The sequence below is a fragment of the Monashia sp. NPDC004114 genome, from assembly GCF_053603855.1.
The window spans coordinates 305315-327415 of record NZ_JBSGGK010000001.1 but is presented as its reverse complement, the minus strand read 5'-3'; the positions used below and the strand labels follow the sequence as shown (position 1 = coordinate 327415).

22 protein-coding genes, 1 tRNA gene and 2 pseudogenes are annotated in these 22101 nt (G+C 68.0%); 12 read left to right on the top strand and 13 right to left on the bottom strand.

Translation table 11 applies throughout. The annotated features are described in order from the left end of the window. Window positions 1-427 precede the first annotated feature (427 nt). Complete coding sequence (locus ACWEOW_RS01370) at window positions 428-1288, bottom strand: MBL fold metallo-hydrolase (RefSeq protein ID WP_452267345.1); 861 nt, start codon at window positions 1286-1288, stop codon at window positions 428-430. Window positions 1289-1405: 117 nt separating this feature from the next. Here ACWEOW_RS01370 and ACWEOW_RS01365 point away from each other — a divergent pair, with 117 nt between their 5' ends. The 3 genes from ACWEOW_RS01365 to groL all read left to right on the top strand — a co-directional run bounded on the left by ACWEOW_RS01365 (window position 1406) and on the right by groL (window position 4304). Further along, window positions 1406-1885 (top strand): hypothetical protein, encoded by a 480-nt coding sequence (locus tag ACWEOW_RS01365; protein ID WP_452267344.1) that lies wholly within the window; start codon window positions 1406-1408, stop codon window positions 1883-1885. A 102-nt stretch (window positions 1886-1987) separates the two neighbouring features. Continuing rightward, the gene (locus ACWEOW_RS01360) at window positions 1988-2413 is read left to right on the top strand and encodes an HIT family protein (RefSeq protein WP_452267343.1); all 426 of its coding nucleotides are present in this window, start codon (window positions 1988-1990) and stop codon (window positions 2411-2413) included. A gap of 259 nt (window positions 2414-2672) precedes the next feature. Continuing rightward, entirely contained in the window at window positions 2673-4304 is a 1632-nt protein-coding gene (gene groL, locus ACWEOW_RS01355; protein ID WP_452267342.1) for a chaperonin GroEL, read from the top strand. Between the two features lie 101 nt (window positions 4305-4405). Here groL and ACWEOW_RS01350 read toward each other — a convergent pair whose 3' ends face one another. Next, window positions 4406-4696 carry a WXG100 family type VII secretion target gene (locus ACWEOW_RS01350; protein ID WP_452267341.1) on the bottom strand — a complete coding sequence of 97 codons (291 nt, stop codon included), beginning with the start codon at window positions 4694-4696 and terminating at the stop codon, window positions 4406-4408. Window positions 4697-5236: 540 nt separating this feature from the next. Between ACWEOW_RS01350 and ACWEOW_RS01345 the strand changes: the two genes are divergently transcribed. The 3 genes from ACWEOW_RS01345 (at window position 5237) to ACWEOW_RS01335 (ending at window position 7753) form a co-directional block, all read left to right on the top strand. Continuing rightward, window positions 5237-5470 carry a hypothetical protein gene (locus tag ACWEOW_RS01345; protein WP_452267340.1) on the top strand — a complete coding sequence of 78 codons (234 nt, stop codon included), beginning with the start codon at window positions 5237-5239 and terminating at the stop codon, window positions 5468-5470. A gap of 28 nt (window positions 5471-5498) precedes the next feature. After that, window positions 5499-6272 (top strand): DUF4031 domain-containing protein, encoded by a 774-nt coding sequence (locus tag ACWEOW_RS01340; protein WP_452267339.1) that lies wholly within the window; start codon window positions 5499-5501, stop codon window positions 6270-6272. A 74-nt stretch (window positions 6273-6346) separates the two neighbouring features. Beyond that, the gene (locus ACWEOW_RS01335; protein ID WP_452267338.1) at window positions 6347-7753 is read left to right on the top strand and encodes a malic enzyme-like NAD(P)-binding protein; all 1407 of its coding nucleotides are present in this window, start codon (window positions 6347-6349) and stop codon (window positions 7751-7753) included. Between the two features lie 104 nt (window positions 7754-7857). On the opposite strand, the gene ACWEOW_RS01330 is transcribed toward ACWEOW_RS01335, so the two are convergent. Next, on the bottom strand, window positions 7858-8352 hold the full coding sequence (locus ACWEOW_RS01330) for a YajQ family cyclic di-GMP-binding protein (protein WP_452267337.1): 495 nt from the start codon (window positions 8350-8352) through the stop codon (window positions 7858-7860). A gap of 372 nt (window positions 8353-8724) precedes the next feature. Between ACWEOW_RS01330 and ACWEOW_RS01325 the strand changes: the two genes are divergently transcribed. Further along, window positions 8725-8808 (top strand) — tRNA-Tyr (locus ACWEOW_RS01325). A gap of 53 nt (window positions 8809-8861) precedes the next feature. Here ACWEOW_RS01325 and ACWEOW_RS01320 read toward each other — a convergent pair. Beyond that, window positions 8862-9949, bottom strand: a pseudogene (locus ACWEOW_RS01320) (integrase core domain-containing protein). A gap of 225 nt (window positions 9950-10174) precedes the next feature. Between ACWEOW_RS01320 and ACWEOW_RS01315 the strand changes: the two are divergent. After that, complete coding sequence (locus ACWEOW_RS01315; protein WP_452267336.1) at window positions 10175-11140, top strand: IS110 family transposase; 966 nt, start codon at window positions 10175-10177, stop codon at window positions 11138-11140. 342 nt (window positions 11141-11482) lie between these two features. On the opposite strand, the gene ACWEOW_RS01310 is transcribed toward ACWEOW_RS01315, so the two are convergent. Both ACWEOW_RS01310 and ACWEOW_RS01305 read right to left on the bottom strand, forming a co-directional pair. Continuing rightward, window positions 11483-11878, bottom strand: coding sequence for a hypothetical protein (locus tag ACWEOW_RS01310; RefSeq protein ID WP_452267335.1), 396 nt, complete (start codon window positions 11876-11878; stop codon window positions 11483-11485). Continuing rightward, window positions 11866-12315 (bottom strand): hypothetical protein, encoded by a 450-nt coding sequence (locus ACWEOW_RS01305; RefSeq protein ID WP_452267334.1) that lies wholly within the window; start codon window positions 12313-12315, stop codon window positions 11866-11868. The genes ACWEOW_RS01310 and ACWEOW_RS01305 overlap by 13 nt, the downstream gene beginning before the upstream one ends. A 529-nt stretch (window positions 12316-12844) precedes the next feature. On the opposite strand from ACWEOW_RS01305, the gene ACWEOW_RS01300 reads away from it, so the two are divergent. Continuing rightward, entirely contained in the window at window positions 12845-13252 is a 408-nt protein-coding gene (locus tag ACWEOW_RS01300) for a nitroreductase/quinone reductase family protein (RefSeq protein ID WP_452267333.1), read from the top strand. A gap of 223 nt (window positions 13253-13475) precedes the next feature. Here the strand turns inward: ACWEOW_RS01300 and ppk2 are convergent. The 3 genes and pseudogenes from ppk2 to ACWEOW_RS01285 all read right to left on the bottom strand — a co-directional run bounded on the left by ppk2 (window position 13476) and on the right by ACWEOW_RS01285 (window position 15613). Next, window positions 13476-14362, bottom strand: a pseudogene (ppk2, locus tag ACWEOW_RS01295) (polyphosphate kinase 2). A 588-nt stretch (window positions 14363-14950) separates the two neighbouring features. Further along, a complete protein-coding gene (locus ACWEOW_RS01290; RefSeq protein ID WP_452267332.1) occupies window positions 14951-15271 on the bottom strand; it encodes a three-helix bundle dimerization domain-containing protein in 321 nt (106 codons plus the stop codon). Between the two features lie 144 nt (window positions 15272-15415). Then, window positions 15416-15613, bottom strand: a complete 198-nt coding sequence (locus ACWEOW_RS01285) for a hypothetical protein (protein ID WP_452267331.1) — start codon at window positions 15611-15613, stop codon at window positions 15416-15418. 306 nt (window positions 15614-15919) lie between these two features. On the opposite strand from ACWEOW_RS01285, the gene ACWEOW_RS01280 reads away from it, so the two are divergent. Together ACWEOW_RS01280 and ACWEOW_RS01275 are read left to right on the top strand one after the other, a co-directional pair. Continuing rightward, window positions 15920-16354, top strand: coding sequence for a hypothetical protein (locus ACWEOW_RS01280; protein WP_452267330.1), 435 nt, complete (start codon window positions 15920-15922; stop codon window positions 16352-16354). 33 nt (window positions 16355-16387) lie between these two features. Further along, on the top strand, window positions 16388-17026 hold the full coding sequence (locus ACWEOW_RS01275; RefSeq protein ID WP_452267329.1) for an HdeD family acid-resistance protein: 639 nt from the start codon (window positions 16388-16390) through the stop codon (window positions 17024-17026). Window positions 17027-17724: 698 nt separating this feature from the next. On the opposite strand, the gene ACWEOW_RS01270 is transcribed toward ACWEOW_RS01275, so the two are convergent. Then, the gene (locus ACWEOW_RS01270; protein WP_452267328.1) at window positions 17725-18357 is read right to left on the bottom strand and encodes a Chromate resistance protein ChrB; all 633 of its coding nucleotides are present in this window, start codon (window positions 18355-18357) and stop codon (window positions 17725-17727) included. Between the two features lie 59 nt (window positions 18358-18416). On the opposite strand from ACWEOW_RS01270, the gene ACWEOW_RS01265 reads away from it, so the two are divergent. Further along, window positions 18417-18845: a YkvA family protein gene (locus tag ACWEOW_RS01265; RefSeq protein WP_452267603.1), complete on the top strand. Its 429-nt coding sequence runs from the start codon at window positions 18417-18419 to the stop codon at window positions 18843-18845. Here the strand turns inward: ACWEOW_RS01265 and ACWEOW_RS01260 are convergent. From ACWEOW_RS01260 to ACWEOW_RS01250, 3 genes are all read right to left on the bottom strand, one after another. Then, window positions 18842-19276, bottom strand: a complete 435-nt coding sequence (locus ACWEOW_RS01260; protein ID WP_452267327.1) for a hypothetical protein — start codon at window positions 19274-19276, stop codon at window positions 18842-18844. The genes ACWEOW_RS01265 and ACWEOW_RS01260 overlap by 4 nt on opposite strands. Window positions 19277-19704: 428 nt before the next feature. Next, on the bottom strand, window positions 19705-20688 hold the full coding sequence (locus tag ACWEOW_RS01255) for an SDR family oxidoreductase (protein WP_452267326.1): 984 nt from the start codon (window positions 20686-20688) through the stop codon (window positions 19705-19707). 750 nt (window positions 20689-21438) lie between these two features. Further along, on the bottom strand, window positions 21439-22089 hold the full coding sequence (locus ACWEOW_RS01250) for a sigma factor (RefSeq protein WP_452267325.1): 651 nt from the start codon (window positions 22087-22089) through the stop codon (window positions 21439-21441). Window positions 22090-22101: the final 12 nt, after the last annotated feature.

Sequence of the window (22101 nt, the reverse complement as noted above, 5' to 3'; positions counted from 1 at the left end):
CGCGTCGTTGGGTCCAGCCGGACTCTAGGCGACCCGCTGCCTTGTGGTGGCTCGTACCTGCCGAAGTCCGCGTGCTCGAAGGCGAACGCCGCGGGGAGTGACGGCGCGGGCAGGCCCTTCCGGATCTGGTCGAGTGAGCGCCCGGTCCCACCCGTCGCGCACCCACCCGTCACGTGACTGGAGTGACGGGGCGCCCACTCGACCTGAAAGGGCAGCGGACGCGGCTGGCGACGGGGCGCCCACTCGACCTGAAAGGGCAGCGGACGCGGCTGGCGACGGGGCGCCCACTCGACCTGAAAGGGCAGCGGACGCGGCTGGTGACGGGGCGCCCACTCGACCTGAAAAGGGCAGCGGACGCGGCTGGCGACGGGGCGCCCACTCGACGGGGAGGGTGGGGGGCTCTGGTCGAGTGAGCGCTACGTCCCAGTCAGAGGCTGCGGGCAGCGAGCTGTTCGTAACCGCGGCGGAAGGCGTGCTGCAGCCACTCGACCGGGTAGGGCAGCCGGGCGTCCGGCTCGGCGAGAGCGTCCTTGAGCCAGACGCCGGCGGACTGCCGCTCCTGGATCACGTCGCCGACTATCGCGACCTCGTCCCGCTGGCGCGTGACGAACGCCGTGTCGACCGGAAGGCCGTGTCCCGGCACGACCACTGTCGCGTCGGCCAGCCACACGAGATGCGAGGTCAGCGTGTCCGCCCAGTCGAGCGGCCAGGAGTCGCCGCCGAAGGACGGCGGTGCGCTCTCCTCGATGAGGTCGCCGAGGAACATCGCATCCGTGTCCGGCACGAAGACCGCCACGTCGCCGTCGGTGTGGCCGCGGCCGGCATACGTCATGGTGATGACGCGGTCGCCGAGGTCGATCGTGGCGCTCGTCGCGAAGGTCCGGTCGGGGCCGCGCACCTGGGTGGCCATGACCTCGGCGGCGTCCTTGGCGGTGTACCCCATCTCGGGGCCGTCGCCAGGGTCGGCCCGAAAGGCTGCCTTGATCCGCTCGGCGTCGGCGACATAGCTGCGGCCGACGTTGTCGTGGGCGTGGATCGTGGCGACGTCGAAGGCCAGGTTGCCGAAGGTGTGGTCGAAGTGGACGTGGGTGTTGACGACGTGGCGGACGGTGAGGTCCCGACCGAGGCGGCGGACGTCGTCGAGGACCTCGGTGCCCTCGATGTCGCTGGCGCGCGTGTCGACCACGACTGCCCCGTCGCGGCCGAGCACGAGCCCGACGTTGACGTCCCACTGTGGGTACCGCGCGACGAAGACGCGGTCGGCGACCTCGATGAAGCCGGCGCTCACGGCTACGGACCCGTCGGGCGGAGCCGTGTGATCCACGTCTCATGACGCATGGACCCACCGTAGTGGCGCCCGGCCCACGGACCCACGGCTGGTCCGATTCGTCTATTTTTGTGGACCATGTCGATCGAGAGCCGTTCGCAGCGTCACCGTCCGAACCCACGACGGGACCTCGTCGTGGCGGCTGCCCTCGCGGCGTTCGCCGTTCTGACTGCGGTCGTCGTCGCCCTCTGGCCAGGAGAGAGCTGGCGCGACCAGGCGATCGCCGGCGTCTTTCCCGCGCCGCCGGTCAGCGGCTGGGACGCGTCCACGTCTGCCGACCCGTCGGCTGCAGGTGCCGGCGCGACGGAGGGCGCGCCGACGGCGACGGTGGTCCCGGCCAGGGCCACGCCGTCGGTGGTGCCCACCCGCACCGCGCCCCGTCCCGCGCCGCCCGCCACGTCCCCTCGAGCGACCTCCCAGGCGCCGGCCACGACCCCAGCCCCGTCGCCGACGTCGACGAACGGCAAGGGCAGGCACAAGCCGAAGCCACCGACCGGCAAGCCCTCGCCCACGACGACCCAGAACGACTCAGGCTGCCTCCTCGGCGTCATCTGCTGACCCGCACGGCTGGTTGGAGGTATCCCGTCGCGCGATACACGTGCGATGAAATACCTCGAACCGCGGGGTGGTCGGGAAGTGGCGCGTGGCAGCCTTGGGACCGTGGACGACGTCTTCTGCTCCATCGTGGCCGGCGAGGTCTCGGCGAATGTCGTGCTCGACGAGCCGGACTTCCTCGGCTTCCTCGACAGGCGGCCGGTGTTCAAGGGGCACGTGCTGCTCGTGCCGAAGGAGCACGTCGAGACGCTGCTCGACCTTCCCGCCTCGCTCCATGCCGGCCTCGTCGCCGCGGCCCAGCGCCTCGCCGGAGCCGTCGTCGCGGGCCTGGGGTCGACGGGCAGCTTCGTGGCGATGAACAACGTCGTGAGCCAGTCGGTGCCGCACCTGCACGTCCACGTCGTGCCGCGCACCAAGGGTGACGGCCTGCGGGGATTCTTCTGGCCGCGCACGACCTACACCTCCGACGCGGAGGCTGCCGAGTATGCCGCTCGCCTCACCGAGGCGCTCGCCGCGCGGCCGCCCGCCTGACCCCGAGCGCACCCAGCGCGACGCGCCCGACCCGGCGCGGCGGCATACCTCGACGTCATGGTGGGTGGACGGGCGTTTGCACTCGCCATGGGAGAGTGCCAATAATGGCGTTAGCACTCTCCGTGCGGGAGTGACAGATACGGACCGTATGCCGAGGGGCTGGGGTCCCGCAGCGACATGAGCTGAGGGGTCTGGTCCCGTCCGTCGCGGGCGGCATGCGGCCAACCACCTTTCGATTCGCGTGGGAGGAACCACCCGAATGGCCAAGACCATTGCGTTTGACGAAGAGGCGCGCCGCGGTCTCGAGCGGGGCATGAACACCCTTGCCGACGCCGTCCGCGTGACGCTCGGCCCCAAGGGCCGCAACGTCGTGCTGGAGAAGAAGTGGGGCGCCCCCACGATCACCAACGACGGCGTCTCGATCGCCAAGGAGATCGAGCTCGACGACCCGTACGAGAAGATCGGCGCCGAGCTCGTCAAGGAAGTTGCCAAGAAGACCGACGACGTCGCCGGTGACGGCACGACGACGGCGACCGTGCTCGCCCAGGCCATGGTGAAGGAAGGCCTGCGCAACGTGGCCGCCGGCGCCAACCCGATGGCCCTCAAGCGCGGCATCGAGAAGGCCGTCGAGGTCGTCTCCGAGTCGCTGCTCAACTCGGCCAAGGAGGTCGAGACCAAGGAGCAGATCGCCTCGACCGCCTCGATCTCGGCCGCTGACGAGGAGATCGGCTCGCTCATCGCCGAGGCGATGGACAAGGTCGGCAAGGAAGGCGTCATCACCGTCGAGGACTCCAACACCATGGGCCTCGAGCTGGAGCTGACCGAGGGTATGCGCTTCGACAAGGGCTACATCTCGGCGTACTTCGTCACCGACACCGAGCGCATGGAGGCCGTCCTCGACGACGCCTACGTGCTCGTGGCCAACTCCAAGATCGGCTCGGTCAAGGACCTGCTGCCGCTGCTGGAGAAGGTCATGCAGTCGGGCAAGCCGCTGCTCATCGTCGCCGAGGACATCGAGGGCGAGGCCCTCGCGACGCTCGTCGTCAACAAGATCCGTGGCACGTTCAAGTCGGTTGCCGTCAAGGCCCCTGGCTTCGGCGACCGCCGCAAGGCCATGCTCGGTGACATCGCCATCCTCACCGGTGGACAGGTCGTCTCCGAGGAGGTCGGCCTCAAGCTCGAGAACGCCACGCTCGACCTGCTCGGCAAGGCCCGCAAGGTCGTCGTGACCAAGGACGAGACGACCATCGTCGAGGACCAGGACGACCGGTCCGCCATCGAGGGCCGCATCGCCCAGATCAAGGCGGAGATCGAGAAGTCCGACTCCGACTACGACCGCGAGAAGCTCCAGGAGCGCCTCGCCAAGCTCGCGGGCGGCGTGGCCGTCATCAAGGCGGGGGCGGCGACCGAGGTCGAGCTCAAGGAGCGCAAGCACCGCATCGAGGACGCCGTGCGCAACGCCAAGGCTGCCGTCGAGGAGGGCATCGTCGCCGGTGGCGGCGTCGCGCTCATCCAGGCCGCCAAGTCGCTGGACAAGCTCGAGCTCGACGGCGACGAGGCCACCGGTGCCAACATCGTGCGCGTCGCGACCGAGGCCCCGCTCAAGCAGATCGCGATCAACGCCGGTCTCGAGGGTGGAGTCGTGGCCGAGAAGGTCCGCGGCCTGGACGCCGGCCACGGCCTCAACGCAGCCACCGGTGAGTACGCCGACCTGCTGGCCGCTGGCATCATCGACCCGGTCAAGGTGACGCGCTCGGCGCTGCAGAACGCCGCCTCGATCGCGGCGCTGTTCCTGACGACCGAGGCCGTCATCGCCGACAAGCCCGAGAAGGCTGCTCCGGCCATGCCGGGTGGCGGCGACATGGACGGCATGGGCGGCATGGGCTTCTGAGCCCACCGCTCCGGTCGCCACGCTGCACCGAACCGCCAAGGGCGGCTCCCCGTCTGGGGAGCCGCCCTTCGCGCTGCTCGGCACCCGCAGCACAGGCGGGCTCAGCGCAGGAACAGCGATCTCGTGGCCTGCTCCTGCTCCGCATAGGCGGCCGAGGCCTTCAGGGTCAGGCGGCCGATCTCGGCGAGCGACTCGGTCATCTGGGTCTGGATGCGCTGGTAGTCGTGCATGACGCGCTCGAACTCGATCTTGGCCGGGCCCTGCCAGTCGGCGCCGAGCCCGGCGAGGCGTCCGCGCAGTTCGGCGGTGCTCGACGTGATCGTGTCGGCGAGGCGGTTGATGTCGCCGGCAGCGGCGGCGATCCGGTCGGTGTCTACGACTGAACGGGTCATAGGTCTCACTCCTTGAGGTCGCGCCGGAGCGGCGGCGACGGCCCGGCTGGTTTCGGTGGCTCGAGGCTAGGCGGGATCGCGGACCGCCGTCCGAGGTCATCCACAGGCAGGCGCCCGTCTGAGGGGGCCGGACCGAGCCGCGAGAGTGGAAACCCGTTCGTTCATCGGGCCGGCGTCGGTCGTTCACCCCGCCGGGCCGGGTGGGTCGCCCCGGCTGCGCGAGACTGCGCGAGGCCCGGCCGTAGCGCCCAGGACCTGCGGCCCGGCCGCGTGGCCACCCCGGGCTTCCTCGACTGCGAGGTGTCCAGCGGTCGCGAGCGCAGCGTCGCCTGCCGGCGCAAACAAGCAGAAGACTGCCGCTCCGGGCACCGCTCCCCAGACGCCAGCCGGGCGGCAGCCCGCTGCCCAGCGGCGCCCGGACAGCAGCCGATTCGACGTGCGGCCGTGGGCCGCCTGCATGGCACCCAAGGTGGGGATCCCCGAGACGGCGCTCGCGGCATACGGCTCGGCTGAGCTCCGGCTCGCGCAGGAGAACCCGGGGTGCCACCGTGTCGTGGGTGGCGCTGGCCCGACGCGGACGGCGACGGCGTCGCGAACCCGTTCGCGCCGCCGGACGCCGCGCTCGCCGCGACGCGCTATCTGTGCGCGGTCGGCGGCGACCTGCGCCAGGCGGGGCCGTGGCGTGCCGCGCTGTGGTCCTACAACCGATCCGAGGCGTATGCCGCCGAGGTGAGCACCCGCAGCAACGGGTATGCCGTCGCGTCGCTGCGGTAGCTCAGGCGTTCCGTTCTAGGCTGGCCGGGTGACCGTGTGGATCGACCAGCCGATCTGGCCCGCCCACGGTCGCCTCTTCGCCCATCTCGTCAGCGACCTGTCGTACGACGAGCTGCACATCGTGGCGCGTGCGGCAGGACTGCACCCGAGGGCGTTCGACGGCGACCACTACGACGTGCCGGAGGAGCGCTGGCAGCACGTCGTCGACGCCGGGGCCACCCCGACCGACGGCCCCGACCTGACGCGCCGGCTGAACGCGTCGGGGCTGCGGCTGCGCAAGCGCAAGGGCGACCGTGGGCTCGCGCGGCTTCTCGACGTGCCCTTTCCGAACGGGTCCAGCGATGTCGACCTGGTGGCGTCGGACGACCCCATCTCGGCGGACAAGGTCTTCGCGGCGATGGTGTTCGTGCGCGACCGGCGGGGTGACTTCGCCGTCGTCCACAGCATCCGACGCGCCGAGTGGGGGTCGCCGGGCGGGTGGCGCGAGGCGGACGAGACGCCGGTCGAGAACGCCGTGCGAGAGGCCTTCGAGGAGACCGGGCTCAGGCTCCGTCACTCGAGCGTATTCCCTTGCGGCTACGAGCGATTCACGCCCCGACAGGATGACAATGTCATCGACCCGAAGGTGCCGTTCTTGCAGGTGTACCGGACGCGCCTCGACGACGTGCGGCCACCGCTGACGGATGGTGACGACGGGATCCACGAGACACGATGGGTCACCCCGGAGGAGTATGCCGTGTTGTGCGGTCACCTGTTCTGGTGGCCGCTCGCAGCGGAGGTGTTCCCCGACCTGCGCGCCTGAGCCAGTCGCGCGAACATTTGTGGCGACTCGTCGCCTGCGAGAAGCCGCAGAAGACAACACAGAGAGGTGAAGTCATGGCACTGCCGAGCCCCGGCTACTCGATCACGGTCCGCGTGGAGGTCCCCGCCCGCGCCGACGCCACGGCGGGCATCGTGGCGGCCATCCAGAAGGAGAACGGGTCGGTGACCGCGCTCGACATCGCAGAGTCGACGCACAACCGGCTCGTCGTCGACGTGACCTGCAACGCGTCGGACGCGGAGCACGCCGACCGGATCGCGGAGGCCCTGGGAGAGCTGCCCGAGGTGACGGTGCGCAAGGTCAGCGACCAGACCTTCCTCATGCACCTCGGCGGCAAGCTCGAGGTCAACCCCAAGGTCCCGCTGCGGCACCGCGACGACCTGTCCCGTGCGTACACGCCCGGCGTGGCACGGATCTGCCTCGCGATCGCGAAGCATCCCGAGGACCTGCGGCGCCTGACGATCAAGCGCAACACGGTCGCCGTCGTCACTGATGGGTCGGCGGTCCTCGGCCTCGGCAACATCGGCCCGGCGGCCGCGCTGCCGGTCATGGAGGGCAAGGCGGCTCTGTTCAAGCAGTTCGCCGGGGTCGACGCGTGGCCCGTGTGCCTCGACACGCAGGACACCGAGGAGATCATCAGCATCGTCAAGGCGATCGCCGTGGTCTATGGCGGCATCAACCTCGAGGACATCGCCGCACCGCGGTGCTTCGAGATCGAGCGACGCCTGCGCGCCGAGCTCGACATCCCCGTCTTCCACGACGACCAGCACGGGACGGCGATCGTCGTGCTGGCGGCATTGACCAACGCCCTGCGCGTCGTCGGCAAGTCCATGGACTCGATCCGGATCGTCATCAGCGGCGTCGGTGCCGCGGGCCACGCGATCATCGAGCTGCTTCTCGCGCAGGGGGCGACGGACATCGTGGCGTGCGGGAGCAAGGGTGTGATCCACCGCGGCGAAACCTACAGCGACCCAGACCGGCAGTGGATCGCCGACCACACCAACGCGGCCGGCGAGACCGGCTCCGTGCACGATGTGATGGACGGGCGGGACGTCTTCATCGGCGTGTCGGCGCCGAACCTGCTGACCGGCGAGGACATCGCCGTGATGGCGCCCGACGCGATCGTCTTCGCCCTGTCCAACCCGGACCCGGAGGTCGACCCTGTGGTGGCGGGGGAGCATGCTGCGGTCGTGGCCACCGGACGGTCCGACTTCCCGAACCAGATCAACAACGTGCTCGCGTTCCCGGGCTTCTTCCGGGGCATGCTGGACGCCGGTTCGTCGCGGATCACGCAGGAGGTCATGATCGCGGCGGCGACCGCGATCGCCGACTCCGTGTCACCGGACGAGCTCAACGTCAGCTACATCGTGCCGTCGGTCTTCGATCCCGTCGTGGCGCCCGCCGTGGCTGCCGCCGTCCGCCGCGCCGTCGAAGCCGACGACGCCGCTCAGGCAGTCGTGTAGGGGACCGCGTCGGTTCGAGCTGTTCCGATGGAGGTATCGGGTCGTCGAAAGGGGCGACCTGTCACCTCCACCGGAACACCTCGAACCGGTGCGGAGGCCTCGGGTCAGCGGTAGTTCGTGAAGTTCAGCGCGACGTCGAGGTCGGCCTCGCGCAACAGGCGCTGGATGGCCTGGAGGTCGTCGCGCGACTTGCTCGTGACGCGCAGCTCGTCGCCCTGGATCTGGGACTTGACGCCCTTCGGGCCCTCGTCGCGGATGATCTTGTTGATCTTCTTGGCGTTCTCCTGGCTGATGCCCTCCTTGAGCGGCGCGTCGAGGTGGTACTCCTTGCCGGAGACGCGCGGGCCCGCCTCGGGGACATCGAGGTGCTTGAGGCTGACCTTCCGCTTGACGAGGTGCGTCTTGACCACGTCGAGGACGGCGAGGCAGCGCTCCTCGGTGTTCGCCTTCATCTTGATGACCTCACCCGCGAGCTCGACGGACGCGCCGACGTTCTTGAAGTCGTAGCGGGTCGCGATCTCCTTGCTCGCCGTGTTGACGGCGTTCGCGATCTCCTGCTTGTCGTACTTGCTGACGATGTCGAACGAGGCGTCGGCCATGGTCGTGGCTCCTTAGGGAGGTTGCGTGCGGTGGTCGGTGGTCGGTGTCGGTGTTGGTCTCGTGGCGTTGGCGTGGCGTTGGCGTGGCGTGCGCTGGTACTGCTTGGCGTGCGGGTCGGGCGAGGGCTTGTCGGGCTGTCGGGGCTGTCGGGGCGTCGGGCTGTCGGGGCGTCGGGCTGTCGGGGGTGTCGGGGCGTCGGGCTGTCGGCTCGTCGGGCTGTCGGAGCGTCTCACGGTCGGCGTGGCTCGAGCCGGCGGGCCGCGGCTGGCGCGTCGCGGCTCGATGAGAGGCTGCGGCGGGACGGGCCCGGAGCCTCGTCGGACCCGATTCGGAGCCCGCCCGATCTCTTGCTATCCTTCCAGACGCACCACGGCAGGTTGTCCGAGCGGCCAATGGAAGCGGACTGTAAATCCGTCGCGAAAGCTACGAAGGTTCGAATCCTTCACCTGCCACCATGTGATGTCTCAGGACATCGGAATGAGCCGGACCTACGGATCGTAGGTCCGGCTCATTGTTTTGGTGGTCGTGGTGGTCGGGGTCGTCCGGTGGGTTGGTAGTCGCGGGTGGGGTCGAGGGTGAGCTCGCGCAGGACTTCGCCGGTGACCAGGTCGGCGATGGTGATCTCGAGGTCCTGGACCAGGAGCCGGACGTAGGTTCCGGCGTGGGTTGCCCGATGCCGAGGTGGTGCAGTCGGCCGTTGTGGCGCAGGGTGACGTTTCCGGTCTTGCTGACGCGGTCCTCGCGGACCCGGTCGTGGGTGTCGGTGGTGCGGTCGTGCTGGGGGTCGCCTTAGGTCCGGTGGTGTACACGGCGGCCGGGGTGGCGCGGTGCTTGAGGGACCGGTGCGGCCGGTGGTGGTTGTACTCGTGGCGGAACGCCTCGAGCAGGCCCTGCAGCTCGGCGGTGGTGGCCGGCTGGGCCGGTTGGGCGCGCAGCCAGTTCTTCAGCGTCTGCTGGAACCGTTTCGACCTTGCCGCAGGTGGTCGGGTGGGTGGAGGCCGGGTTGCCGTACTTGGCCGCGGTTTCCACGAACGTGGCGTGCACGATCGGGGCGGTGATCCGCCGGTGCGCGCTCAGGTGCAGCGCGTACCGGGAGTGGTCATCGAGCCAGGTGATGATCTCGACATCGGCCCCGGGTCGCCCGTCGGGATGGGTCAGCCGGTAGTGCGTGAAGTCCGACTGCCAGGTCTCGTTCGGCTGCTCGGCCTCGAACCGGATGTAGGAGGACTTGGGCCGTTTCTGCGGTGCCGGGCTCACCGCGGCGGCGCGAACCAGGATCCGGTGGATCGTCGCGCGAGAGACCCTCAGGTGATGGTGCTGCTTCAGGTGCCAGCGCACAGTGTCCGCGCCGGCGTCCAGACCTTGGCCGGCCAGCTCCCGGCGTAGCCGCAGGATCAGCTCGACGGTCTGTGGGTTTGTCGCGTTCGGATGCGACCTCGGGGCCCGCGAGGCCGGCTGGAACACCGCTTGGCCCTGGGCCCGGTACTGGGCCATGAGCCGGCTGATCCACCCGTGCGACACCCCGTACTTGCGGGCCACCTCCGACTGCGAGGAACCCGACAGGACGGCAGTGATGACAAGACGACGCTTCGACACCGCCGACCCTGCCCGAGCCCGGTCATTCCGATGTCCCGCGACACGCTATTCCGATGTCGTGAGACACCCCATTCCGATGTCCTGAGACCGGACACTTCACCTGCCACCATGTGCTCAGAAGGGCCTCTGATGCGATGTAGGAGCGGGGCCTCCGCTCCTCGTGGGTGTCCTCCCAGCGTGATGCTGGGAGGTGCTCACATCCCATCGGATTCGAGGAGGCCCCTCATGTCTGAGTATGCCGGTCGGCAGTTCGTCGGGATCGATCTGCACCGTAGGAGATCGGTGATCGTTCGGACCACCGACGCGGGTGATCCGCTGGAGGCGGTGCGGGTCGGCAACGACGTCAACTCGCTCGTTTCGGTTCAGTCTCGCGCGGGTGAGGCGCCGGAGGTGGTGCTGGAGGCGACGTACGGCTGGTACTGGGCGGTCGACGCCCTGCAGGCAGCCGGCGCCAATGTGCATCTGGCGCACCCCCTCGGTGTGAAGGGGTTCGCGTACCGGCGGGTGAAGAACGACGTGCGGGACGCGGCCGACCTGGCCGACCTGTTGCGGATGGGCCGCCTTCCGCAGGCGTGGATCGCGCCGCCTGCCACGCGGGATCTGCGGGAGCTGGTCCGGCACCGGGCCAAGCTGGTCGCGCTCCGCTCGGGCTTGCAAGTGCGAGGTTCACGCGGTGCTGGCCAAGCTCGGCGTGCCGGTGCCGATGAGCGACCTGTTCGCCGAGCGTGGGCTGGGACTGCTCGAGCACCTGGATGCGCCGGCCCCGTATCTGGCGCGGATCCAGTCGATGCAGCGGCTCATCGACGAGTTGGACGTCGAGATCGACCTGTTCGCCCGGCTGGGCCGTGGCAGGTTGGCCGCCGACCCGGGCTACCGGTCCGTGCAGACGATCCCCGGGATCGGCCGGTGCTGGCGGCGGTGTTCGTTGCCGAGATCGGCGACGTCGGCCGGTTCCGCTCCGCGGCGCACCTGGCCTCGTGGGCCGGCCTCACCCCGAAGCACCGCGAGTCCGACACCCACGTGCGGCGTGGCCGGATCACCAAACAGGGCTCGCGGCTCTCATTCCCTAGCCGACACGCAATCCCCGACACGGCCGGAAACAGGACCGGTCACCGGCAGAGACCGCAAGATTTGGGCGACCGGCGCATTAGCCGCTACCCGGCCTGCCCGGCACCGGGCGCGCGGCGGTAGTGAGCGTCCGACTCTGCCGATGTGAGTACTTCACCGTGCTGCCGCCTGCGGCACGCACGCGTGCACATTCTGAGCCTCGCTGGCGTCCTGGGCCAAGGGGCTCAACCTTTCCGGGAGTCTCCCCGTGAAAGGGTGTCCGTGCCATCGGGCACTGCCAAGGAGAGGCCACGGCCTCAGCAACCGTAAGAAGACCTCAAACGCAGGGCCACTTGCGACGGCCGGAGATAAACACCCGACTCTGCCGGTGACCTCGCGTCTCGATACTCGCGCTTTCGCCCGGCCATGCGACGATCTAGTTTCGGAGTCCCGACCAGATGCGGAACTTCTGCAGGCGGTCGCGGTTCACTTGGCGCAATAGGTCACGTTGAACCATCCTGCTTGAGTTTGAGTTCCGTAAGGGTCCAGGTAATTGGTCACCTCGACGTATTCATAAAGATCCGAGCCGTAGACGGTATAACTAGAGTTATCCACGTTGTAGAGGTCGCCTGAGTACACGGCGTTGCTCGCGTTGAAGTCACCCTGCAAGACGCCGTAGGTCGTGGTGTTGAGCACGACACTCGCGGAGCCATAGCCCGTCCATGTGCCCCAAACCTGGCCCTCGCGAACCACGCCTGCACAGACGTAGGCACTTGCCGGCGATGCCGGACCGCCGGCGACCATCGCCGCACTCAGTAGCGTCGCTGATGTGAGCGCCGCGAGTCTCCGGCGATACAGCCTCCGGCGCGTCATGAGATCCACACCGAGTAGCCGGGGTACTCAGATCTGACGTCTGAGACCATGAAGGGGACCGTTAGTTTGGTGGTTCCGTCGGCCTGTTGGGTCAACTCGAGCGGGCCTGCCTGGCGGATCCGGAACGCCTGGTCCCGAGGGTAGGTGAAACTTACACCAATGACGGGTCGGTCCGCTGTCGGCGATATGACGAAGTCTTTCTGCACGGTGAAGGTCAATACATATTTGCCGTCACCGGTGATGTCGACCGGGTTCGACTGGTACGCCCAATCACCGGCGTTGAGCATGTCGGGGTTCTCTTTGCTCGCAGCCTGTTTCCCGGCGATGAGGCTGGTTCCCTCGCGTGCCCACTCATCGGTGCTGGCTTCGAGTGGCGAACTCGTGCTGGCGGGTATCACCGACTGCGTCGGTGCAGGGACTGAGCCGCACGCCGTGATCGTGAGCAACGCCCCGGCCATAAGAACAGATAATCCACGTGATCGAGACATCTGGGACCTCCGAGCTCGCTCCGGTCCTGCTGGTACACGCAAGATACCTCGCCGTTGGGGCCGCAAGAGGCAGAACCTACGCTTTAGCGAGTGCGAACTGGGCCCTCGCCACTAGAACGCACTCTTCTGCCGCAAGTCGCAACTGCGGCTGAGTTAGCTAGAGACGTTCGCCGACGATGAGCGTCGACCGCGCCGGACGCCCTGTACTGCCCCGATGAACACGCCGGCAAGGCCCAGAAGCGGACAAACCCAAACCGACCACGACGTCAGATAGGCCGTTCGTCTGAGACGTCCGCACAAGTATCCGCGAATTAGCCCGCCGACCTAACGGGCGGGTGTGCTCGCTCATCCCAACGGTCGTACGTTGTGGATTGGGACCGGCCGACTCGACGGCGCCGGGCAGGCAGGTGGGTGGTGAGAGTGTCCGAGGATCAGACGCGGTCCGTGCGGCTTCCGCCGCGCGGGTTCGTCCCGCCTCGCCTGGTCGATGCACCGCGCACTGCTCCGCGTCAGCGGTCACCGGATCGGGCTGTGGCGTCCCAAGCACGGCGGATGGGGCTCCGCACGCCTGACGACAACCGGGCGGCGTTCAGGCCAGCCGCGCTCAGTCGTCATCGGATATGTCGAGGACGGCCCGAACGTGGTGACTCTGGCCATGAACGGTTGGGCCGATCCCGAGCCGGCCTGGTGGCTCAACCTGCAGGCGCATCCTGACGCGATCGTCGAGCTGGTTGGCGAGTCGCGGGCGGTGCGAGCACGTGCCGCCGAGGGCGAGGAACGGTCACGGCTGTGGGCCAGGTGGCGCGAAACCGATAAGCGTCTTGACAACTACGCTGCGCTGCGATCTTCCAAGACAGCCGTGGTGATCCTGGAACCACGGGACGTCCCGCGCTGACGACAGTGTGCCTCGGGCGGGCGGCTCATCGCGCTGCGAATCCGCGGACGGGTTTCACGTCGCACCGTTCCCAGGGCGAGTGACGCTCGACGATCGCCGCTGGCTGGCCTCGGCTTGGAGGTTGCGCCCGACCTGCGCTGCTGCGACGCCGACTTGCCGCCGGAGCGATGGAGCACGTTTCCACAAAGCCCGCCTCAGCGCCTTCGAAGACATCGTCGATCGATTAGTCGCCTACCGCATCGATGCCACGCTGGACGATCTTCGGATCGGGATCGCCGACGATCATCGCGTCCTTGCCGTCGTAGTCGAACCGGGAGAGGAAGGCGCGCATCGCGTTGAGCCGCGCGCGCTTCTTGTCGTTGCTCGTGACGGTGGTCCAGGGCGCCCACTCGGTGTCGGTGCGCCGGATCATCGCCTCTTTGGCGGTGGTGTACTCGTCCCACTTGTCGAGGGACTTCAAGTCGATGGGGGAGAGCTTCCACTGCCAGACCGAGTCCACCTGGCGGATGATGAAGCGCGTTCGCTGCTCGGACTGGTTACCGAGAACCAGAACTTGGTCAGCGAGATCCCGCTGTCGACCAGCATTCGCTCGAACAGTGGCGCCTGGGCCATGAACTGCTCGTAGTCGGATGGCGTAGCGAACCTCATCACGCGTTCGACGCCGGCCCGGTTGTATCAGGAGCGGTCGAACAGCACCATCTCGCCGGAGGTCGGCAGGTACGGCACGTAGCGCTCGAAGTACCACTGGTTCTGCTCGCGGTCGCTCGGCTTGGTGAGCGCCACGGTGCGGGCGTAGCGCGGGCTGAGGTGCTCCATGAACCGCTTGATGGTGCCGCCCTTGCCGGCCGCGTCGCGCCCCTCGAAGAGCAGGACGTGCTTGCTGCCGGTGTCGGGGCACCAGGTTTGGAACTTCAGCAGTCGACTTGCAGCAGGTACTTCTGCTCGTCGCACTGCTCACGCGGCATCCGCTCCGCGTACGGGTAGTTCTCGCGCCAGGTGTCCACCGCGCCCCGTCCGGATCGATCAGGACGGGATCGTCGTCGTGGTCCTCGCCGATCGAGAGCCCTCGATCTGAAGCCGGTCGATGTACTCGCGGACATCCTGCAGCATTACTTCAGCCTAGCCTCGCGTGGTGGACCGCTCGTGCGTCCCCGGGGCCGGTGTTGTCGACCGCGGCCCAGGCCGCAATGTGGCACTTAGGCGCTCGATGCGGTGATCACCCCCTCCAGCACCGGAGTGAGGGTTGCCTGGGCAGGTCGCGATGGTCACGTGTCAACTGACTGGTAGACCTGGGCCTCGACCCGATAACCGGCCTCCGTGGACCAGAGCCCGTGCGGTGGGGCCTCGATTGCTAGCATGTCGCGCGCCATGGCGACTTCCGCGTCAGTTCCGGATCCTCCGTGACCAGCGCGCTCGTCATCTGTGGTATCGGGACTTGGGCCGACGTGAGCCGCTGGTACGCCGCCGTCGAGGACACGGTCGGGAGTGCTGCTGGGGGCACCGCTCAGCCGGCCGCCGCGGACGCACCTGGCTGCTTCTGGCGTCAGTCTTTCCGGAGGGTCACTGTGTCGACCGTGCAGCCTGGTCGATCACGCTCTACTGCTGTGCTGTGTGTCCCACGAAGGAAGGCTGGAGGTTGATCGCGCTGGCGTGTGCCACCGCGCTCCTCGCGGAGGTCGTCGAGATCTGTTGGTCGACTCAAGTCTGGCTCGTGGAACTCCCGTGAGGACCGCTCTCTGCTGCCTGCGGTGGTTCGGCCGGCGTGCCTGATTGCTTGTTGGTCTCGAGCACCGCGGTCGGTGTCGCCCCGGCGTCCTCGCCCACGGCAGCAGACTCGGCGAGCCGATCGCGAGCTGTGTGCTCGACCAGAACCGGGACGAAGTCCCTGATGTTGCCCGTCATCTCGGCGTGTGCCTGTCGTACCGCGATCTCGATCGTGTCGTGGTCAAGGTGGGGGAAGCGTTCTGCGAGGCGCCCGATCACCTCGTCGATCTCCTTGGCCTCCTGCTGTTGGTCCATGACCCATAAGGCTTGCCCTGCTTGGTGGCTAGGGCAAGCGCGCTCGACCGTCGCGAGGTCCCAGCGCCCTGGCGAGGATGCGCTGGTGCGGGCGCGGAGAGCGCCGCCTTCCGTGACTGATGGATGTCTCGTCCGGCTCAACCGCTACGAGACCAGCGCCTCCAGACGCCCGCGCGCCTCATACTCCACCAAGGCAGGCACGAGGTCGCCCTCGCGACTGGTCACGTTCGCGTGTGCAACGCGCACCGCCGCCTCGACGACCGTCCCATCCACGAACGGGAAGCTCTCCTGCACGCGCACCTGAACGTCAGCCAACGCTGCGGTTACACCCTGGGTGAGCACGCCCGACATCGTCCATCACGACAACGCTGACGGGCAACGTGCCGCGTGCGGGCCCGGCCAGGAGTAGCGCCACCCGGAGACGCTGCCGCGAACAGGGCGGACCGTGAGCATGGCTCGATGCCGTCTGATGGCCTACAAATCCAAGCCGACGTATCCCGGGTCCGGTGCGCTCCGTCGTCCAGGCGCGTCGGGCGGAGGCCTATGGGAATCCGTGGCCGAAAAGTCCCGTCGATCGACAGGTAGCGGGCGGCACCTTTGGGCGAGGATCGTCGATTCTGTCGCCGAATGAACAGGAAGGAACCGGAGATGGCATTGTCAGAACAGCTCAGCCGCCTCGCCGAGCGCACCAAGCAGCTGGAAGAGCACGCGGCGGCCGCCCGGAAGAAGGCACGGGCCGACCTGGAGCAGGAGGTCGCGAAGGCCGAAGCCGCGTCGAAGAAGAACGCCGAGGAGCTGCGCAACTCCGCGGTCGCCGCCGAAGCCGAGGTCTCGGCCTGGTGGACCGATGTTGGGCGCGCCTGGGATGAGAACCTCACCAAGATGCGCAAGCGGATCAAGGAGCAGTCGGCCAAGCACGACCTCATGGCCGCCCAGCGGGACGCGGACGAGGCCGCGGCATACGCCGCCTACGTCATCGACTACACGTACGCAGCCGTCGAGGAGGCGGACTACGCCGTCCTGCAGGCGACCCTGGCTCGCATGCAGGCCGACGAGCTCGCTGAGAAGACACCGTCGAGCTGAGGAAAGGAGGGCGGAAGGAAGGAGGGAGTACCCATGATCGTCACCAGCCCAGTGGACGAGCTGCGCACGTGGACCCGCGGGCAGATCGAAGCCGTGAGCAAGGGGTGGTGGGTGTTGCTGGCCACCGGGGTGATCAGCATCGTCGCCGGCGTGATCATCGTCTTCACCCAATGGACGGTGGACAACCTGGTCATCTTCGTCGGGACGGTCCTGATCGTCCGGGGCATCTTCACCATCTTCAGCATCCCGGTAGACGGGTCGCTGCGGATGTGGTCCATCGTTCTGGGGATCGTCGAGGCCGCGGTCGGCGTGGGCGTGTTCATCTGGCCCGGGCCCGCGCTGCTCGTGGTGGCCTTCTCGATCGGGTGGCTGCTGTTCTTCCGCGGGACGATGGCCATCGTCGGGTCGATCACCAGCCGCAAGGTGCTGCCCTACTGGGGCGTGGTGCTCGTCGCCGGCATCCTCGAGGTTTTCGTGGCCTACTACCTACTGACCCGGCCCGACATCACGCTCCTGGCGGCGGTGTTCGCGGTCGGCTTCTCGGCCATGCTGTACGGCGTGCTGGAGATCACAGTCGCGTTCGTCGTCAGGAGCCTGCCCAAGAGGTTCGAAGAGCTCACCGGCACCGTCGGGCAGGGCGGCACGAGCGCGCCTTTGGGGCCGGTCAGCTGACCGATCCGTGACACCCACCGAGCCGTGAACACGGGCGGGACGTGCAATGTATGCCGCCCCGCCCGCTCAGGCTCGACGCCGCCACGAGCCGTCGTCGGGGCGCGATGCTCCACCAAGTCGGCAGAAGCGGCAGCCGGTTAGGCGCGCGGCGATTGGTGCTGCGCTCCTCCGTCCTACCTCGTCGTCGCGTCGACGGCTTGCCGGAGCCCCGGGATTCTCAGAGTGTCATTCTTCGAGGTCGCGTGCAGCGAGCTCATCTGCTTCGGCGGCCCGGATGCGGCTGGTCGCCTGGGCGTCTCGACGCCTCCGCTTCAGGAGCTCGGCGAGCCCGCTGTAGGTGGCGGCGCTTTGCAGGCGTGCGTCGCGATCATGCCCGCGTGCGGCTCGGGCTGCATCGGTCGACTCACGCACGGCGCTTTCGCGTGCCGCAGGTCGGCCTCAGTCAGCTCCTCGCCGGACTCCAGCCGGCCGACGAGGTCTCGCAGTTCGGCGATGCGTTCAGATGCGCGTGCTGCGCGCTCCGGGGCCTCGGCCATGCGCCGTCGAGCAATGGCAGACGCGACTGCTGGGTCCTCCACCGATTATCGCGGCCCCGTCCACGTGAACTTGGCGAACCGCCATTGGCGGTTACGTGTCAGCCAATCTGGGCGGATTCCGGCTGGTTCATTCGGCCGCGTCCTCAGCTGCCAAGGATTGGATCAATCGAAGTCCGTCGTCGGGTCCGCCTGCTCACGGGTCTGGTTGTCCAGGCCATTCGGTGGCTGACCTGGGTTGTGCGACGCGAGCGCGAGCTCGGCGAACCGGGCCAGCTCCGACTCTGCCCTTGAGAGCTCCTGCCGCGCCCGTTGACCCATCTGGGCGTCGAAGTAGTCTCGTGCGGCGATCTTGCCGAGCCAGGCGGCGAACCGGGCCAGATCGGCCTCGGACTCCTCGAGCTCTTCGTAAGTGGTCCTGCCGCGGGCCGCCTCCTGGTCGAGTTCGGCGAAAAAGGCCGGGAACCGCTCGAGCACCTCGGCGTACTCGCCGTCCCGGTCGGCGCGCTGCTGCTGGATCAGCTGGGCCTCGCCGTGTGGGTCCCTCATGACGATCCGGAGCACGCGCGCGGTCCCGCCGTCGTGGATCACGCGATCCGCTAGGGACGACATCGATCGACGGGTGGCGGGGGTGGCCGGCAACAGGGCGGTGGACTGCTGCAGGTAGACGGCGCCGAGAGACTTTAGACGTCGCCACACCGCGACCCGTGTAGCGGCCGGCGCACCCGCGGTGCTGATGGTCACGAGCAGCCACTGCTGCTCGGAGCCTTGACCCGCCATTGCAGTCCGTGCCTCCATCGCTGTTACGATCGTTTCAATCTGAGTGTACATGCGCTGTAGAGGTGAGTCGTGTGGATATGTGGGAAATGCTGGCCGGGATCGCGATCGGCCTGCTTCTGGTCTGGGGCCTGCTGATCGCTATGATCTGGCGGCTCAAGCCCGACGAGCTGACGCTCAAGGGAGCGCTGCGGCTCTTGCCGGACCTGCTTCGGATGTTGAAGGGCATCGCCACGGACGCCACAGTGCCGCGGGGTGTCCGGGTCCGGCTGTGGTTGCTCCTTGCCTATCTCGCCGTGCCGATCGACCTAATCCCCGACTTCATCCCGATCATCGGGTACGCCGACGATGCCGTCATCATCGTCGCGGCGTTGCGGTCGGTGGTGCGCCATGCCGGTACCGAAGTCGTGACGCGACACTGGCCCGGCAGTCCGGAGGGCCTTGCGGCAGTGTTCAAGCTCGCCAATCTCGATGACACCAGCCGGCCATCCGGGCGTCCTGGGGTTTAGCGGATGAGCACTATCACCGTCACAACCGCCACGTAGAGCGCGAGGGTAACCACCGTGACCCACCTGTGTGGGTCGTGCTGTTGGGTCTCGAGGTCCCTGGTGATCGGCGGAAGGACCCTCAGCAGGATCGGGAGCACCGACACTGCGAGCCCGACTGTCACAAGCACCGCCGCCAGGGAGCCCCAGCCTTCGCGCATGGCCTCGAGGCAGCCGAACAGCGTCGCGGCGATGACCATCGCCATGAACAGGAGCGTCCACGGGTCGGACTTGGGGTTCGCGTCGCGGTCCCGGTCGAAGTAGTGGACCTGGAACAAGAGCGCTCCGGCGACGGCCAGTTCGACGGCGATGACGGACTGGAAGTACTGGACCGGAACCTGGCCGCCCATGTCGACCGCGGCCGACGGTGCAAACGCGGATCCCGGACCCTGCATGCGAAAATCATGCCCGCTCCAGCAGTCTGGCGGGTGTCTTTGCGCATCGCCAGGTCCTACCAAACCACCGATCACCAAGGCGGTCCGACCACCACCCGTGACCATCCACCCGAGCATTATTCATGCCCCGTCGACGTCGCACACCGCGCCACGGTTGCCTGTGGAGCAACGGATATCAAGACTGGCCTGCACGGCCAACCTGAGGATCTGGGCGCGGCAGTTCAGTGCGGTACATCCGCATGGCGAATCTTCCTGCCCGGCCTTGGTTCCGCACGACGGCGATAGGGCCGAGCTGGTGCGGTTGACGCGGTCGACGGCGGCCCCGCTGGTCTGGCGGGGCGTGCCCGGATCGTCTTGGCGGCTGCGGATGAGGAGGCGAACGAGCGGATCGCTGAGCGGCCGCCTCCTCGAGGTCGTCGGTCACTGCGTCACTTGTCGGGACGCGTCACCGAGGAGTCCGCCTCGAGGGACTTGACCGCACCGAGAAGACTGCGCAGCGCGACATCCTCTTCGACGACCTCTGTGGGGTCGAACCGCCACTCCGCCGCCGGGCTGGCGATCTCGGCCTCGGCCTCGGTCAGAGTCGAACCGACGATGTCGAGCCGCGTCTTGACGTCCACCTCGAGGGTGTGCAGGAACTCCTTCTCGTTCATCGCGCCTCCCGTCGGCTTGGTCGAGGCGAACCAATCGTCGTAGTGGATCTCGCCGAAGATCGCGTCACCGATCGGGACCAGGAACCTCTCGGACAGCTCCGAGCCGAAGTATCGCGCGTGCGGGTCAGTCACCACCTCGCGCGGGTCGCTACGTGCCGCGAGCGCGGTGCGGAAGAACTCGTCCATCCGGTACTCCTGCGGCCCGGCGACGTCGATGCGGCCGTTGAGCGGCCTGCCCACGGCCGTGCGAGCAACGTTGGCGGCCACGTCGTCACCGGCAATCGGCCGCCAGGCAACCGCTGCGACGTGCACACTTGAGCCGACCGTGCCCGCGTCCGCGATCGCGGGGACGAACTCGTAGAACTGCGTCGCATGAACCACTGAGTAGGGGATGCCCGACCTCCGGACCAGCTCCTCCTGGGCCAGCTTGGCTGCGAAGTAGGAGTTCTCCGGCATCCGCTCGGTTCCCACGATGGAAAGCGCGACGTGGTGCCTCACCCCCGCCTCGGACTCCGCGGCGAGCACGTTGCGCGTCGAGGTCTTGAAGAAGTCCATGACGGCCGTTGCCTCGAACGACGGCGAGTTGGCAACGTCGACCACGACGTCGGCACCCTCCATGACCTCGGTCAGCCCCTCGCCAGTGAGCGTGTTGACGCCGGTAGTCGGTGCCGCCGCCAGCGCCTGGTGTCTGTGCTCTCCCAACTTGGCCACCAGCTTCGACCCGATCAGCCCGGTGCCACCGATGACGACGATCTTCATCGCTTCCCTCTCCCTCGTGTCGGCACCGTGCTGCGCCGCCCGTCGTAAGGAAGACAGGACAGCCGGCCTGCTTGTGACAGGCTCCGGCAGCTGACCCAGGATCTCGCGCGACTTCGCCCACGGTCATCGGATTGGGCTCAGGCACGCGCGCACCACTGCCTGGCCGAGTGCGCGAGACAGCCGCTCGTGAAGATGCACCTCGTCGTGCCCTGCGCCGACCTGCCCCGACGGCGGTCGTGTGGTCGTGAACCCGGATGTCAGACTCGGCTTTGACGACTGTCGTCATCGGCGAAGAACACCGCCTTTGTGAAGGCGCAGCGACGGCCGCCGTCACAGCTAGAAGGTGTCGGTGCGAGTGACTTTGTGACGCCGGCGAGTCCGGGAGCGTCCTCACGGGCCGGCCCCGAGGCGACCCTCATGGCTCCCCGGCCAAGCTCCACGCCACCTTTGGCGTCAACCGCGCGGCAGCCTCGTGGTGGACGAGGTCGCGGTGGGCCTCTGGGTAGAGGCGTTTCGGCCGGTGGCGTCTGTTAGCCCCGGCATCCAGCGAGAGGGATCCGCGTGGTCTCGATGGCGAGCTTGTAAGGGAGGACGAGAGCGGCTGTGCGGATCAGGAGACAGACGGCGTCGCGCTCCATGGCCGCTCCTGCCGAGCCGAACTACGACGCTTGCTCAGCGCAGCGGGCAGCCACCTACTCGGAGAAGGGCGCGCGATAGAGGATCGCGCGGCTCGGCGAGCGGCCGCGCTGCCTACGGTACGAGGACCTGAATCAGAGACGTGAGGTCGCCCTTCTCGGCCGCATCCTCGAACGCTGCGACCATCCGCTGGCGCCGGCCACTCTCCACCTGATGTTCCTGAGCGCGTAACGCATTGATCCGCGCGCGCCGAACGAGTTGACGGGCGTTGGAAGGAGTCGTACCCAAGATCTTCGCGACCTCCCCGTACGCGAAGTCAAAGCACTTGCGCAGAACCAGGGCCGCGAGCTGGGGCCTGCTCAGTCTCGACATCAACGTCATCAACGCCTGCTCGACTTCGAAGGTGCGTGCGAGGTCGCCGGCATGTTTGTCCCCCCGATGCGGCAACCAGTCGGGTGGGAGCGACACCTCGTGGCGATGGTGCGCCGACTCGATGACGTTGATCGCGAGACGCGTCGTGGTCGTCGTCAGGAACGCCGCCGGGTTTCGGATCTCACCGCGGTCGGTCCGCTGCCACCGGACCCACGCATCCTGCACGACGTCCTCTGCGGTCGAGAGGTCATGGACGGTTCGGTAGGCCACACTGAGCAGACGGCTGCGCTCGGCGAGGAAGATCCTCGATGCGTCTTCAAGGCCGGCCGCCATGATCGGGGGCGGATCGGTTGCGCAGCTCACCCTGTCGGCAGAGACGCTGAGTCCAGGCATGTCGACCTCCCG